Annotated in this window: 14 protein-coding genes and 2 pseudogenes; 11 read left to right on the top strand and 5 right to left on the bottom strand. The window is 70.8% G+C overall.

The window, feature by feature from the left end; all coding sequences use genetic code 11:
• Positions 1-8: 8 nt before the first annotated feature.
• Both OG574_RS37935 and OG574_RS37930 read right to left on the bottom strand, forming a co-directional pair.
• Entirely contained in the window at positions 9-347 is a 339-nt protein-coding gene (locus OG574_RS37935) for a fic family toxin-antitoxin system, toxin component (protein WP_100597651.1), read from the bottom strand.
• Positions 348-396: 49 nt separating this feature from the next.
• The gene (locus OG574_RS37930) at positions 397-624 is read right to left on the bottom strand and encodes a toxin-antitoxin system HicB family antitoxin (protein WP_100597555.1); all 228 of its coding nucleotides are present in this window, start codon (positions 622-624) and stop codon (positions 397-399) included.
• Between the two features lie 177 nt (positions 625-801).
• Between OG574_RS37930 and OG574_RS37925 the strand changes: the two genes are divergently transcribed.
• The 7 genes from OG574_RS37925 to OG574_RS37895 all read left to right on the top strand — a co-directional run bounded on the left by OG574_RS37925 (position 802) and on the right by OG574_RS37895 (position 9,184).
• Positions 802-1,596, top strand: coding sequence for an ABC transporter ATP-binding protein (locus tag OG574_RS37925; protein WP_100597556.1), 795 nt, complete (start codon positions 802-804; stop codon positions 1,594-1,596).
• 10 nt (positions 1,597-1,606) lie between these two features.
• Entirely contained in the window at positions 1,607-4,174 is a 2,568-nt protein-coding gene (locus OG574_RS37920; protein ID WP_326776885.1) for an ABC transporter permease, read from the top strand.
• A 101-nt stretch (positions 4,175-4,275) separates the two neighbouring features.
• Positions 4,276-5,166: an LLM class F420-dependent oxidoreductase gene (locus OG574_RS37915; RefSeq protein WP_326776884.1), complete on the top strand. Its 891-nt coding sequence runs from the start codon at positions 4,276-4,278 to the stop codon at positions 5,164-5,166.
• A 59-nt stretch (positions 5,167-5,225) separates the two neighbouring features.
• Positions 5,226-5,651: a GNAT family N-acetyltransferase gene (locus tag OG574_RS37910; RefSeq protein WP_326776883.1), complete on the top strand. Its 426-nt coding sequence runs from the start codon at positions 5,226-5,228 to the stop codon at positions 5,649-5,651.
• 314 nt (positions 5,652-5,965) lie between these two features.
• Positions 5,966-7,306 (top strand): hemolysin family protein, encoded by a 1,341-nt coding sequence (locus OG574_RS37905; RefSeq protein ID WP_326776882.1) that lies wholly within the window; start codon positions 5,966-5,968, stop codon positions 7,304-7,306.
• Positions 7,303-8,316 carry a hemolysin family protein gene (locus tag OG574_RS37900; RefSeq protein WP_326776881.1) on the top strand — a complete coding sequence of 338 codons (1,014 nt, stop codon included), beginning with the start codon at positions 7,303-7,305 and terminating at the stop codon, positions 8,314-8,316. Before OG574_RS37905 ends, OG574_RS37900 begins: the two co-directional genes overlap by 4 nt.
• A 79-nt stretch (positions 8,317-8,395) precedes the next feature.
• Positions 8,396-9,184 (top strand): SGNH/GDSL hydrolase family protein, encoded by a 789-nt coding sequence (locus tag OG574_RS37895; RefSeq protein ID WP_326776880.1) that lies wholly within the window; start codon positions 8,396-8,398, stop codon positions 9,182-9,184.
• Between the two features lie 360 nt (positions 9,185-9,544).
• On the opposite strand, the pseudogene OG574_RS37890 reads toward OG574_RS37895, so the two are convergent.
• Positions 9,545-9,904 (bottom strand): annotated as a pseudogene (locus OG574_RS37890) (SDR family oxidoreductase); the annotation flags it as partial.
• Between the two features lie 236 nt (positions 9,905-10,140).
• A complete protein-coding gene (locus tag OG574_RS37885; protein ID WP_326776879.1) occupies positions 10,141-10,944 on the bottom strand; it encodes a DUF72 domain-containing protein in 804 nt (267 codons plus the stop codon).
• A gap of 128 nt (positions 10,945-11,072) precedes the next feature.
• Between OG574_RS37885 and OG574_RS37880 the strand changes: the two genes are divergently transcribed.
• Together OG574_RS37880 and OG574_RS37875 are read left to right on the top strand one after the other, a co-directional pair.
• On the top strand, positions 11,073-11,378 hold the full coding sequence (locus OG574_RS37880; RefSeq protein ID WP_326776878.1) for a DUF1876 domain-containing protein: 306 nt from the start codon (positions 11,073-11,075) through the stop codon (positions 11,376-11,378).
• Between the two features lie 66 nt (positions 11,379-11,444).
• A pseudogene (locus OG574_RS37875) lies at positions 11,445-11,833 on the top strand (NAD(P)-dependent oxidoreductase); the annotation flags it as partial.
• A gap of 96 nt (positions 11,834-11,929) precedes the next feature.
• Here OG574_RS37875 and OG574_RS52805 read toward each other — a convergent pair.
• Positions 11,930-12,382, bottom strand: coding sequence for a hypothetical protein (locus OG574_RS52805; protein WP_442816869.1), 453 nt, complete (start codon positions 12,380-12,382; stop codon positions 11,930-11,932).
• Between the two features lie 228 nt (positions 12,383-12,610).
• Here OG574_RS52805 and purB point away from each other — a divergent pair, with 228 nt between their 5' ends.
• Positions 12,611-14,053 (top strand): adenylosuccinate lyase, encoded by a 1,443-nt coding sequence (purB, locus tag OG574_RS37865; RefSeq protein ID WP_326776876.1) that lies wholly within the window; start codon positions 12,611-12,613, stop codon positions 14,051-14,053.
• Positions 14,050-14,619, top strand: a complete 570-nt coding sequence (gene mug, locus OG574_RS37860) for a G/U mismatch-specific DNA glycosylase (RefSeq protein WP_326778750.1) — start codon at positions 14,050-14,052, stop codon at positions 14,617-14,619. Before purB ends, mug begins: the two co-directional genes overlap by 4 nt.
• Positions 14,620-14,650: the final 31 nt, after the last annotated feature.

Genomic DNA, 14,650 nt, shown 5'->3' with positions numbered 1-14,650 from the left:
CTAGCGGCTCACAGGGTCCATCTGCGGAGTTCCTCCGCGATGTCGTGCACGGTCGCCCCGCCGTCCTTGACCAGGCGGGCCAGTTCCCTGACCTGGTCGGGCGACGTGGCGACCTTGAGGCCGCTGGCGACGAGATAGGCGTACGCGACGGCCGACGCGAACATGGCGTTCGAGCGTTCGAGGGCCGGGACGTGGAGGAGCAGCTGGAGCAGTGACGCGGCCCGCGCGTGCGGGCTGTCGTAGACGGCGGTCCCGAAGATCTCCGCCTCGTGCCGGCTGACGGCGGCGACGAGCGCGCCCCAGTCGGTCACCTGAGGGTCTCCGGGGGTCTTCTGTTCGGCGATCATGAGAAGCCAGGCCAGGTCGATACGCACGTTCTTCGATTCGCTCAAGGGCTCAGCGTCGGCCTTCGCGCTCCGCGCCGAATTCCTCGGCGAACACGGATTCGTACTGCTTCATGAAGTCGGCGGCTGCCTCGACGAACGTCCGGCCGAGCTCGCCCGCGTCCTGTCTGACCAGCTCCTCGATGTACCTGTTCACGCTCACGCCGCGTGCGAGCGCACGCTCACGCGCGGCTCGGGCGGTGTCCTCGTCCACCCGTACGTTCAGCTGAGTCTTCGCCATGACTTCACGCTAGCGCCGACGTGCTAGCACCGGCAAGGAGACGGCGAAGGTGCCCCTTACACGCGTATCGGGAGCCCGACCTCGGAGGGATACCGCAGGTGTGACGCACCCCACTACCCTCGTACGCGACACGGGAGTCGTGACGGCCAGGACGACGGCGGGATCCAGGAGGCGGCCTTGTCCACAGCGGCAGCAGAACAGCCCTACGGCCTGGCGGAGGCGGGCGACGTCGCCGCGCGCGCCCGCGGCCTGACCAAGGCGTACGGGTCCGGGGAGACCGCGGTCCTCGCGCTCGACTCGGTCGACGTGGACATCGCGCGCGGCCGGTTCACCGCAGTCATGGGCCCCTCGGGGTCGGGCAAGTCCACGCTGATGCACTGCCTGGCCGGGCTCGACTCGGTCTCCGCGGGTCAGGTGTGGCTCGGGGGCACCGAGATCACGGGCCTGCGCGACAAGGAGCTGACGCAGCTGCGGCGCGACCGGATCGGCTTCATGTTCCAGTCGTTCAACCTCATTCCGACGCTGAACGCGGCGGAGAACATCACGCTGCCGATGGACATCGCGGGCCGCACCCCGGACGCGGAGTGGCTGAAGCAGGTCATCGACACGCTGGGCCTCGGCGACCGGCTCAAGCACCGTCCCGCGCAGCTCTCCGGAGGGCAGCAGCAGCGAGTGGCCTGCGCCAGAGCCCTCGCGTCGCGGCCGGAACTGATCTTCGCGGACGAGCCGACGGGGAATCTGGACTCGCGCGCGGGCCTGGAGGTCCTCGGGTTCCTGCGCGAGGCGGTGGACGACCTCGGGCAGACCGTCGTGATGGTGACGCACGACCCCGGCGCGGCGGGCCACTCCGACCTGGTGCTCTTCCTCGGTGACGGCCGCCTCGTGGACGAGATGCCACAGCCCACGGCGGAGGCGGTCCTGGAGCGCATGCGACTGTTCACCGGGGGAAACCCCCACAACTCCCAGCCATAGAGAGGCCGTTGTGCTTAAGGCGACGCTCAGGAGTTTCCTCGCGCACAAGGGCCGACTGGTCCTGTCGGGGCTTGCCATCGTCCTCTCGGTGGCGTTCGTGGCGGGCAGCCTGGTCTTCTCGGACACGGTGACCCGCACCTTCGACCGGCTGTTCGCGTCCACGTCCGCCGACGTCCAGGTGAATCCGAAGCAGGACTCCCTCGGCGAGTCGGTGCCGACCGGGGCGGTCGAGACCGTCCCGGCCCGCCTCGCCCGGCAGATCAGGTCCATCGACGGCGTCGCCGCGGCAAGGATCGACGCCGCCGCCGAGAACATCACCGTCGTGGACGACAAGAACAAATCGGTCGGCCCGACCAGCGGCGCCCCCACCATCGCCACCAACTGGTATGTGACGGACCGCAGTCCGGTCCGCCTGACCTCGGGGCACGCCCCGCGCGGCAGTGGCGAGGCGCTGCTCGACGCCGACACCGCCGACAAGAAGCACATCCGCATCGGCGACTCGCTCACCGTCCTCGCACAGCCGGGCTCCTTCACCGTGCGGATCGTGGGCATCGCGACCTTCCGCACCACCAACCCCGGCGCCGCGCTCGTCTTCCTCGACACGGCGGCGGCGCAGGCGAAGCTGCTCGGCAGTACGGACCGCGCGACGAGCATCTCCGTGGACGCGGCCCCCGGGGTGAGCGACGCCGCCCTGAAGCAACGCATCGCCCAACAGCTCGGTTCCGGCTACGACTTGAAGACCGCCGGCGAACAGGCCACGTCGGACGCGGCGGACCTCGGCTCGTTCCTCGACGTGATCAAGTACGTGATGCTCGGCTTCGCCGGGATCGCTGTCCTGGTCGGGATCTTCCTGATCGTGAACACGTTCTCGATGCTGATCGCGCAGCGCACCCGCGAGCTGGGACTGCTCCGTGCACTCGGGGCCGACCGGCGGCAGGTGCGGCGCTCCGTCCTGACGGAGGCGGTGCTGCTCGGCCTGGTGGGCTCGGTGCTCGGCCTGGCGGCGGGCATCGGGCTGGCGCTCGGCCTCATCAAACTCATGAGCGCGTTCGGGATGAACCTGAAGTCGACCGAGATGGTGATCGGCTGGGGGACACCCGTCGCGGCCTTCGCGGTCGGGGTCGGGGTCACGTTCGTGGCCGCGTATCTGCCGTCGCGGCGGGCGTCCCGGGTCTCCCCCATGGCGGCGCTCGCGGACGCCGAGATCGCGGGTGCGGGGCGGCCGCTGCGGGTGCGCGCCGTGGCGGGGACCGCAGTCGGCGTGGCGGGGGCGGCTGCTCTCGTGGGGTGCGCCGCGGCCACGAAGACGGCGAGCGCCTCGCTGCTCCTCGTCGTCGGCATCGTCCTGACGCTGCTGGCCACCGTGATCGCGGGCCCTTTGCTCGTACGTCCCGTGATCCGCGTCCTGGGCGGCGCCTTCCCCGCCGTGTTCGGCTCGGTGGGACGGCTGAGCCAGCGCAACGCGCTGCGCAACCCGCGGCGCACCGGGGCCACGGCTGCCGCACTGATGGTGGGGCTCGCCCTGGTGGCGAGCATGTCCGTGGCGAGCGCGTCGATGAGCAAGTCGTTCGACGAGCAGATCGACAAGACCCTCGGCGCCGACTTCACAGTCCAGAATTCCAACTTCATGCCCTTCCCCAAAGAAGTGACCGACCGAATCCGCGCCACGGAAGGTGCGGGGCTCGTGGTGCGCCAGCGGTTCGTGCCGCTCGCGGTGCGCCTGCCGGACGGCAAACGCGTGAAGACGACCGCAGCCGGCTACGAGGCACAGCTCGACGATGTCGCGCACGTCACGTACTCCCAGGGCGACTCGGCGGCGGCGCTCGCGCCCGGGAAGGTCGCGATGGACGCGGAGTTCGCCAAGGAGCACCACGCGCGCGTGGGCACGGTGGTGCCGGTGGATCTGCCCGGCGGGCGCACGGACCGGCTCACCGTCGCGGCCCTCACCGACCAGGGCAGCGGGGACGGATTCGGCATGTCCGGCGGCCTGTTCATGGGGATGGGGACGCTGGAGAAGTTCCTGCCCGACGGCCAGGACTCGGCGGTGTACGTGAACGCCTCCCCCGGCACGGGCGCGGACGTGCTGCGCGCCCGTCTGGAGAAGGCCCTCGATCCGTACCCACAGGTACAGGTGCGCGACCTGGCCGACTACAAGAAGCTCGTGCACGACCAGATCGCGGTGCTGCTGTACCTGGTGTACGCGCTGGTCGGGCTCGCGATCGTGATCGCCGTCCTGGGCGTCGTCAACACCCTCGCCCTGTCGGTCGTGGAGCGGACACGGGAGATCGGTCTGCTCCGCGCCATCGGGCTCTCCCGGCGTCAGCTGCGGAGGATGATCCGCCTGGAGTCCGTGGTGATCGCCGTGTTCGGCGCGGTGCTCGGGCTCACGCTCGGCGTCGTGTGGGGCCTCGCGATCCACGAGGTCCTGGCGCTCCAGGGCATGGAGGCGCTCGCCATCCCGTGGGGGACGATCGTCGCGGTCGTGGTCGGCTCGGTCGTCGTGGGACTCGCGGCGGCGCTCCTTCCCGCGCTGCGCGCCTCGCGCATGAACGTGCTGGCGGCCATCGCGCACGAATGATGTACTCGCCATGCGGTCTCCCGGCCGTTCAGCTCGTCCGTCGTCATCTCGCCCGAGTTCGACTCCCGCTGGTTCAACTCGCCCGAGGGTGAGGAGAGTTCATGAGTCGCGCGTTCCGGTTCGGCGTCAACATGGTCACCCCCGCGACCGGCGACGAGTGGCGCAAGCGCTGCCGCAGAGCCGAGGAACTCGACTACGACGTGATCCTCGTCGCCGACCATCTGGGCGTGCCCTCGCCGTTCCCCTCCCTGGTCGCTGCCGCCGAGGCGACCGAGCGCCCGCGTGTGGGCACGTTCGTCCTCAACGCCGGCTTCTGGAACCCGGTGCTCCTCGCCCGGGAGGTGGCGACCACGGACGCGCTCACCGGCGGCAGGCTCGAACTCGGCCTGGGCGCAGGCTACGTACAGGCGGAGCACGAAGCCGCCGGGCTGCCGTGGGGTTCGCCCGGTGAGCGCGTGGACCGGCTGCGGCGCGTCGTCGAGGAGCTGGACCGGCTGCTCGGGTCGGACGAGCATCAGCCGCGGCCGGCGCAGCGCCCCCGCCCGCCGCTGCTGATCGGCGGCAACGGCGACCGGCTCCTTAAGCTGACGGCCGAGCACGCGGAAATCGCGGCGTTCACCGGGGCGCGCTCCGTCCCCGGCGACCCGAGCGGGAAGCTCCAGCACCTCGCCCCCGGGGAACTGGACGAGCGCGTCGCCGCCTACCACCGTTTCGCGGCGGGTCGCGCGGAGCCCGCCGAGCTCAATCTGCTGATCCAGATGGTCACGGTGACCGACGACCGGCGGGCCGCGATCCGACCGGTCCTCGAACACATCCCGCAGTTCACACAGGACGAGGCGCTGGAGCTTCCGTTGCTGCTCGTCGGCACGGTCCGCGAGATCGCCGACCAGGTGCGCGCGCAGCGCGACCGCTACGGGTTCACGTACCTCACGGTCCTGGAGCCGTACATGGAGGCGTTCGGTCCGGTCATCGAGGAGCTGCGAAAGGGGTGAGGCGGTCCGCATCCTGAAATGGCGCACGGGCCCGGCCGCTCGGTGGTGGGATCGGACCCATGAGTGATCTTCGGATACGGGCCGCGACGCCCGACGACCTCGATGCCGCGCTCGCCTTCTGGAAGGTGGCCGCCGAGGGCACGAGCATCAGTGACGACCGCGCGGGCGTGGAGCGGCTCGTCGCCCGCGACCCCGAGTCCCTGCTGCTCGCCGAGCGTGACGGGGAGCTGGTGGGGACCGTCATCGCCGGCTTCGACGGGTGGCGCTGCCATCTGTACCGCCTCGCGGTGCAGCCGGACGCGCGGCGGCAGGGCGTGGGGTCGGCGCTGCTGGCGGCCGCGGAGGAAAGGTTCGTACGGCTCGGTGGGCGGCGGGGCGACGCGATGGTCCTGGACCGCAACGAGCGCGCGCAGCACGCGTGGCGTGCCGGGGGTTACGCGCCGGAGCCGCAGTGGACCCGCTGGGTCAAGCACCTCACGGACTGATCCATACCGGGCTGACACTCCGGACGGACACCTGCCGGACGGGCGCCTTCCGAACAGACACGGTCCGGACAGACACGGTCCGGGCTGACATCTTCCGGACGGACACCCAGCCGGTGCGGCCGGGCCGACGGCGTCCCGGCCGCACCGGCTTTGCCGATCCTTTACCATGGTTGCTCCACTTGTCCTGTTTGTTGTTCTGCTTCTTCTCCTGAAAGGTGTGAGCGTCCGCCCATGGGCGAGCCTCCCAGTACCCGGCGCCTGCGACATCGCGCGATACCCACCGCCCTGCCCGATCATGGGACGGAGGTGACCCGATGACCGAAGTGCTTCTGCTCGCCGTGGCGGTGCTGCTCTCGCTGGCCTGCGGTGCGTTCGTCGCGGCCGAGTTCTCCCTCACCACGGTCGAGCGTTCCGGCCTCGAGCGCGCGGTCGAGCGCGGCGAGCGCGGCGCCGCCGGCGCCCTCAAGGCCGTACGGAACCTCACCTTCCAGCTCTCCGGCGCCCAGCTCGGCATCACCGTGACCAATCTGGTCGTCGGCATGCTCGCCCAGCCGTCCGTCGCCAAGCTGATCGCGGGCCCCCTGGAGAGTCTGGGGCTCTCCCGCTCCGCCGCCTCCTCCCTGGCCCTGGTCATCGGCACGGCACTGTCCACGGTCTTTCTGATGGTCGTCGGCGAGCTCGTCCCGAAGAACTGGGCGATCTCGTCGCCGCTGGCCGTCGCCAAGCGCGTCGCGACGCCGCAGCGCTTGTTCAGCGCCGCGTTCCGCCCCTTCATCACGCACCTGAACAACACCGCGAACCGGGCTGTGCGCCGCTTCGGCATCGAGCCCGCAGAGGAGCTGGCCTCCGCGCGCGGACCGCAGGAACTGGTGGCCCTGGCCCGCCACTCCGCCAAGGAGGGCGCCCTCGAGGCGGACACCGCCGAGCTGTTCATGCGGACCCTGAACCTCGCGGACCTGACCGCCGAGAACGTGATGACGCCGCGCGTCCAGGTCGTGGCGCTCGACGCGCAGGCCACCTGCGAGGACGTGGCGAACGCGACGCGGGCCACGGGCCTGTCCCGGTTCCCCGTCTACCGCGGCAATCTCGACTCGGTCGTCGGCGTCGCACACATCAAGGACGTCCTGGCCGTGCCCGCCGAACTCCGCGGCCGCCGTTCCGTGTCCGATCTCATGCGCGAGCCGCTCCTCGTACCCGAGACCCTGACCGTCGACCGGCTCCTCGACCGGCTCTCCGGGAAGCGCACGATGGCCGTCGTCATCGACGAGTACGGCGGCACCGCGGGCGTCGCGACCGTCGAGGACATCGTCGAGGAGGTCGTCGGCGAGGTGCGGGACGAGCACGATCCGCACGAAACGCCGGACCTCGCGCCGGCCGGCAACGACGACGAGGGCCGCGGCCTCTACTCGGCCGACGGCGCCGCCCGCACCGACCAGCTCCAGCGGGTCGGACTGCGCGTCCCCCACGGCCCCTACGAGACGCTCGCCGGCCTGGTCGCGACCGAGCTCGGCCGGATCCCGGCCGTCGGCGACAGCGTCGAGGTGGCCGGATGGCGGCTCGACGTCGTGGACGCCGCGGGTCACCGCGCGGCCCGCGTCCTGCTGCACGCGCCCATGACCGGGCAGTCCGACGACGCCCCGGAGGGGGACCGATGACCGCGATCCAGCTCCTGATCGGTCTGGCGACGCTGGTCGTCAACGCCTTCTTCGTGGGCGCCGAGTTCGCCCTGATCTCCGTACGCCGCAGCCAGATCGAACCGCGCGCCGACGAGGGCGACCGGCGGGCGAAGAGCGTCATGTGGGGCCTTCAGCACGTGTCGGCGCTGCTGGCCGCGGCGCAGCTCGGCATCACGCTGTGCACCCTGGTGCTCGGCATCGTCGCCGAACCCGCCATCGCCCATCTTCTCGAGCCGCTGTTCGACGCGGTCGGCGTGCCGCACGGCCTGGTCCACCCGATCTCGTTCGTGATCGCGCTGACGGTGGCCACGTATCTGCACATGCTGCTCGGCGAGATGATCCCGAAGAATGTCGCGCTCGCCGAACCGGTGCGCAGCGCGCTGCTGCTCGGCCCGCCGCTCGTGACCCTCGCGAAGGCGCTGCGTCCGGTGATCTTCACGGTCAACGCCTTCGCGAACGGGCTGCTCAAGCTGTTGCGTGTCGACGTCAAGGACGAGGTGTCCGCGACGTTCTCGGACGACGAGCTGGCCCGTCTCGTCAAGGACTCGGGCGACGCGGGACTGATCGACGACCGCGCCCAGGAGCGCCTGCGCGACGCGCTCGAACTGGGCCGCCGCCCGGTCAGGGACGTCGTCCTGCCGCTGGAGCGGGTGGTCTACGCGCATGTGGGCGTCACGCCCGAGCAGCTCGAGCAGCTGTCGGCCCAGTCAGGGTTCTCGCGCTTCCCCGTGGTCGACGACAACCGCCGCATCGTCGCCTATCTGCATGTGAAGGACGCCCTGGACGCGTCGCCGCGTGATCTGCCGTTCCGGATTCCGGACATGCGGTCGATCGCGCGCGTCCGCGAGACGACGCCGCTCGACGACGTCCTTTCGGCGATGCGCAGCAGCCGTACGCATGTGGCGGCGGTCCTCGGCTCGGACGGGCGGCTCGCGGGTCTGGTGACGATGGAGGACGTCCTGCGGGAGCTGTTCGGCCAGCCCGCGTGATCTCGACGCCGTGTGCCCGACGTCGGGCACACGGCGCCTCGTCGGCCGTCCCATGGCCCGGGTTACCATCGCTTCCGCCATGCAGAAAAATGCCAACCACATCAGTTACAGCAGCCTCGTCACGGTCGGTGACTCGTTCACCGAGGGCATGTCCGACCTGCTGCCCGACGGCTCCTACCGAGGCTGGGCCGACGTACTGGCCGGCCGGATGGCGGCCCGCACCCCCGGCTTCCGCTACGCGAACCTCGCCGTGCGCGGCAAGCTCATCGGCCAGATCGTCGACGAGCAGGTGGACGTCGCGGCCGCGATGGGCGCCGACGTCATCACGCTGGTGGGCGGGCTCAACGACACCCTGCGCCCCAAGGTCGACATGGGCCGGGTACGCGGGCTCCTCGAAGAGGCCGTCGAGAAGCTGGCGCCGGCCTGCGAGCGGCTCGTCCTGATGCGCAGCCCCGGCCGCAACGGGCCCGTGATGGAGCGCTTCCGGCCCCGCATGGAGGAGCTGTTCGCCTGCATCGACGACCTCGCGGCGCGGCACGGCGCGGTGGTCGTCGACCTGTACGGGCCGCCCGTCCTCGGTGACCCCCGCATGTGGGACGTGGACCGGCTGCACCTGACACCCGAAGGGCACCGCCGGGTCGCCGAGGCCGTCTGGCAGGCGCTCGGCCACGAGCCCGAGGACGACTGGCAGGCCGTGCTCGCGCCGACCGTGCCGCCGGGCTGGGGCGCACGCCGCGTCGCCGACGCCCGCTTCGCCAAGCAGCACCTGGTCCCCTGGATCGGCCGCCGCCTGACGGGCCGCTCCTCCGGCGACGGGCGCCCGGCGAAGCGGCCTGAACTGCTGCCGTACGAGGCTCCGCGCTCCTGACCCGCCGGGACGGCGGGCGGCGCGCGCCGCCCGCCCCGCCCTCGTCGCTTCCGACGCTTGGGGCCCTGGCGCCGGCCCGCACGATTCGCCGACGGGATCCGTTGGCTGTTCTACCGGCGCACGTACCAGTGCAGGTCAGAGGCGATAGGGCAGCTCACTCGGCATGCGGCCCGAGCGTGGCCTCGATCCTCCCTCGGCGAGCGCCTCGTCGAACGCGGCCGGCCGGAACAGGGCGTCGGCAGTGTGAGGCGGGCGTGATGGCGGTGCACGAGTCTTTCGACGGGTCTTCCGGTGATATGTGGTCCGGTGACAGGGCGCCGCCGGGGGAAACGGCAGCCCTGTCACCCACTGGCCCGTCCGCTACCAACCGCCTCCGCAGGTGATGACCTCACCGCTCACGTAGTTGGCCTCGGGCAGGCAGAACATGAAGACGGCGCCGGCCGCCTCCTCGGGGGTGCCCGCGCGGCCGAGCGGGATGCCCCGCTCCAGCTGGGCGAGCAGGTCCGGGTTGACGCCCACGGGCAGCTTGCGGCCCTGGATGTCGATGCTGGCCTCGCCGCCGGCCGGCGCCTCGGTGAGGCGGGTGCGGATCAGGCCGTACGCGACCGCGTTCACGTTGACGTTGTAGCGGCCCCACTCCTTGGCGAGGGACTTGGTCAGGCCGATGATGCCCATCTTGGCGGAGGAGTAGTTGGCCTGGCCGACGTTAGGGCATCTCCGGCTACGAGAACTACCGCTACGACCTGCGGCTGCTCTACTCCCCCTCGCTGGAGCCGTGCACCGGCAGACTCCGCGAACTACGCATCACGCCCTTCCAGACCCGGCGGATGCGGCTTCGGAGGGCGTCGGCGAAGGACTGCCAGTGGCTTCAGGACCGCCTGGGCCGGATCAGTCGCGGCTTCGGCTCGCGCATCGCGTACGACCCGGACGGCATCCTCACCCTCGGCGTCGACGGGTCACCCGTCCAAAACGGCGCCCGGTCGGCATAAGCCCGTGAGGGACGACGGCGTCCGGCTCACCGTCCGGCCCAGCGTGGCCGCGGCCCGGGCGAACCTCATAGCGTCGACGACGGCCGCACCGCCCAGGTCGTTGTTGAAGTACACGTACACGTCGTCCTGGTCCGACCAGGCGTCGGCGATGCGTCCGGCCCAGGACTTCAACGCCTGCCGGCCATAGCGGGGCGGCGGCTGGGCGATGCCGCCGTGGAAGCGCACGTACCCCCAGGACGCGGTACGCCACAGCGGCGTCACCGGCCGTGATCCCCGGTCCGCCCAGCACAGCGCGCTGCCGTGCCGCTCGAGTACCGCCCGAAGCTCCCGCCCCGCGTCCCACCACGAGGTGTGCCGCAGTTCAACAGCTACCCGAACCGTGCTTGAAAAGCAGCCCAGGCAGGCATCCAGCGCCCCGACGTCCTCCCGGAGGTGGGGCGGCAATTGCAGCAGTACGGGCCCCAGGCGGTCACCAAGGCCCTCGGCACGGTCCAGCAGACGGTGCACCGGCTCCTCGGGGTCGCGCAGCCGCTTCATATGGGTCAGATAGCGGCTGGCCTTGACCGCCATGACGAACCCCTCAGGCGTCCGCTCCCGCCAAGACCCGAAGATCTCCTTCGTCGGAAGCCGGTAGAAGGCGTTGTTGTTCTCGACGGTCGCGAATCGCCGGGCGTACTCCTCCAGCCACAACCGCTGCGGCAGGCCGGGCGGGTAGAGAGCGCCGCGCCAGTCCTCGTACTGCCACCCCGAGGTTCCGACGAGCATGGCCATGCTCGACCCCTACCCGCGAGAAATGGGTATATCCATAACAGAACGTGATGAAATCGCCGAATGAGCCCGCACGGAGGGATTCTGGAAACTGCTGGAATCAGAGAGACCGGAGCCTGAGGAGGCACGTCATGACACACGCCGAAGAGTGGAAGGTCGGCGTCTACCTGACCGAGGAGGACGGCATTACCAGAGCCCGGGCAGTGCTCGCCAACGGGAAGACGCAGATGGTCGGACGCGGCAAGGCGCGCTGCAATCCCCAGGACGTGGAAATCCCCGCGATAGGGGACGAGCTCGCGGCGAGCCGGGCGATGCGCGACCTGGCCGGTCAGCTGATGCACGCCGCCGACCGGGACCTGGCGGCGGTGGGCGCCGTACCCGATCCGCCGCCGCGCACCGCCTACGGCTGGCCGGATGACGCGGGCCTGGCCAGGTAGGCGGCCTCGCCGCCACGGCTGAGCGTCGTACCGTTCCGACATGCACGATTCCGCGGCACCGACAACGAGGACGCGGGCTTCGCGGCCCTGCACGACGTAGCCCTGCTCAGCGCCATGTACGGGATGTTCGCCGGGGCCGCGCACCCCTTCGCCCTGATCCGCAAGGAGGACATCGACCCCGCGTCGCTCGCCCCGCTGCTGCCGACTGGCTCGTCGCGATGGCCCCGGCAGTTCACCAGACCGCCGATCATCTGCGGAGCGGCGACTACGCCAAGGGCACCGTCTCCAACCTCGCCATGCAGGTGGCTGGCACGCCGACCTTCCTGAGCACCGCCGGGGTGCAGGGTGTCAGCCCGCAACTGCCCAGCCCCTACTTCGAGTCAATGTGCCGCCGCCTGGCCGAGGACAGCGGCGAGGAGGATCTGACGGGCGTAATCGACCTGCTGGTGCGCTGACCAGCCAGCTGCTGCCACAGAAGCGACCGTGCTGGTCACAGTCCTCAACGAGACGCTGTGGACCAGCACTTTCACAACACGCTCTAGCCCTCACGTTCACAGCGGGCCCGCGTGCCGGGCCGAACACCGCTGCTGTGACCTGCACTTGGGAACCGGCCTCGTCGTACGCGGCAAGGACGCCCCTCTCGACGCGCAGCAGGCGCTGGGCGGCTGGGTCGTCGATTGGCTTGAGCAGGCGATCGGGTCGTCGGCGCGATGTTCGACGATCACGAATCCGGCGCCGGTGGCAGGCATGAGGACGCCGCGGGGAAGGGCCAGGGCATCGAGTCCTTCGTCGCCCTGGTCCAGCGGTTTGATCCTGGTGTCGAGGTTGCCGCGCAGCGCGCGGACGGTGAGCTGGGGGGAAGCGGATGCGGAGCCGGGCAGCTCGGCGTGGGGCGATGGCGCCGACACTGATCCCGGCCGCAGCTCTCGAAGGGGCGTCGGGTCAGCTCCGGCCGCCAGTACGACGGCGTCGCGGGAGTCCTGCCGGGGCACTCCGCATCCCATAACGACGTCACTACTCCGCGTACTCGAAAGCATCGGAATGCCGCACCCACCGAGATGAGCGCAGCACCTGCTCCTGAGCTGACCGCTCACCCGCCCGTCTCACACGCGTCTCACGCCCGTCTCACCAACGTGACGTGACGAGAACGGCCAAGAAGTCTCTGACCTGTACGTTCCTACACCACATGGATGGTTCGGAGCTTGTATGGACGCCCGGTAAACTCCGTGCACGTGACTGCTGCGCCTGCAAAGCCCCGTATCCCGAATGTTCTCGCCGGACGCTACGCCTCCGCCGAGCTCGCCACTCTCTGGTCCCCCGAGCAGAAGGTGAAGCTGGAGCGTCAGCTCTGGCTCGCCGTGCTGCGCGCGCAGAAGGACCTCGGGATCGAGGTGCCGGACGCCGCTCTCGCCGACTACGAGCGCGTCCTCGACCAGGTCGACCTGGCCTCCATCGCCGAGCGCGAGAAGGTCACGCGCCACGACGTGAAGGCCCGCATCGAGGAGTTCAACGCCCTCGCCGGCCACGAGCAGGTCCACAAGGGCATGACGTCCCGCGACCTGACGGAGAACGTCGAGCAGCTCCAGATCCGGCTCTCCCTCGAACTGGTCCGCGACCGCGCCGTCGCCGTCCTCGCGCGCCTCGGCAAGCTGGCCGGTGAGTACGGCGAGCTGGTGATCGCCGGCCGCTCGCACAACGTCGCGGCGCAGGCCACGACCCTCGGCAAGCGCTTCGCGACCGCCGCCGACGAGCTGCTCGTCGCGTACGCCCGGGTCGAGGAGCTGCTCTCCCGCTACCCGCTGCGCGGCATCAAGGGCCCCGTCGGCACCGCGCAGGACATGCTGGACCTGCTCGGCGGCGACGCGGCGAAGCTCGACGAGCTGGAGCAGCGCATCGCGGGCCACCTGGGCTTCTCGCAGGCGTTCACCTCGGTCGGCCAGGTCTACCCGCGCTCCCTCGACTACGAGGTCGTCACCGCGCTCGTGCAGCTCGCGGCCGCGCCGTCCTCGACCGCCAAGACGATCCGTCTGATGGCCGGGCACGAGCTCGTCACCGAGGGCTTCAAGCCGGGCCAGGTCGGCTCGTCCGCGATGCCGCACAAGATGAACACCCGCTCCTGCGAGCGCGTCAACGGCCTCATGGTCATCCTGCGCGGCTACGCGTCGATGACCGGTGAGCTGGCGGGCGACCAGTGGAACGAGGGCGACGTGTCCTGTTCCGTGGTGCGCCGCGTCGCGCTGCCGGACGCGTTCTTCGCGCTCGACGGTCTCCTGGAGACGTTCCTGACGGTGCTCGACGAGTTCGGCGCGTTCCCGGCCGTCGTCGCCCGCGAGCTGGACCGCTACCTGCCGTTCCTCGCCACGACGAAGGTCCTGATGGCGTCGGTGCGGGCGGGCGTCGGCCGCGAGGAGGCCCACGAGGCCATCAAGGAGAACGCCGTCGCGTCGGCGCTGGCCATGCGCGAGCAGGGCGCCGAGCGCAACGAGCTGCTCGACAAGCTCGCCGCGGACTCGCGGATCCCGCTGGACCGCGCCGGGCTCGACGAGCTGATGGCCGACAAGCTGTCGTTCACGGGCGCGGCGAGCGACCAGGTCGCGACCGTCGTCGCGCGCATCGAGGAGATCGCCAAGCAGCACCCGGAGGCCGCCGGCTACGCGCCCGGAGCGATCCTCTGACCCGGCTGACCCCCGCGGACCTGGAGGCCGCTCGCGACCGCATCGTCCCCGATGTGGTCGCGAGCGGCCTCTCCGTGCTTTTCTGCGGGATCAACCCGGGCCTGATGACGGCCGCGACGGGCCACCACTTCGCGCGTCCGGGCAACCGCTTCTGGCCGGTGCTCCACCTGTCCGGGTTCACGCCCCGGCAGCTGGCCCCCGCCGAGCAGGAGGAACTCCTGTCGTACGGGCTCGGGATCACGAACGTCGTCGCGCGGGCCACGGCGCGGGCGGACGAGCTGAGCGGGCAGGAGTACCGCGACGGCGGCCGTCTGCTCACCGCCAAGGTGGAGCGGCTGCGGCCGCGCTGGCTCGCGGTCGTGGGCGTGACGGCGTACCGGTCCGCCTTCGGGGAGCCGAAGGCGAAGATCGGACCGCAGGAGCGGACGATCGGCGGAACCCGGGTGTGGGCGCTGCCCAACCCCAGTGGTCTGAACGCGCATTGGACGGCGGCGACGATGGCCGAGGAGTACGGGCGGCTGCGCGCCGCCGCCTCGGGGGACGACGGCGCGGGGCTCCCCGGCTGACGCGGCGCGTGACGGGTTGCGCGGTGGCGTG

It is taken from the genome of Streptomyces sp. NBC_01445, assembly GCF_035918235.1.
GTDB lineage: Bacteria > Actinomycetota > Actinomycetes > Streptomycetales > Streptomycetaceae > Streptomyces.
The sequence above is the reverse complement of the archived record's forward strand: the minus strand, read 5'-3'. Positions and strand labels throughout refer to the sequence as shown.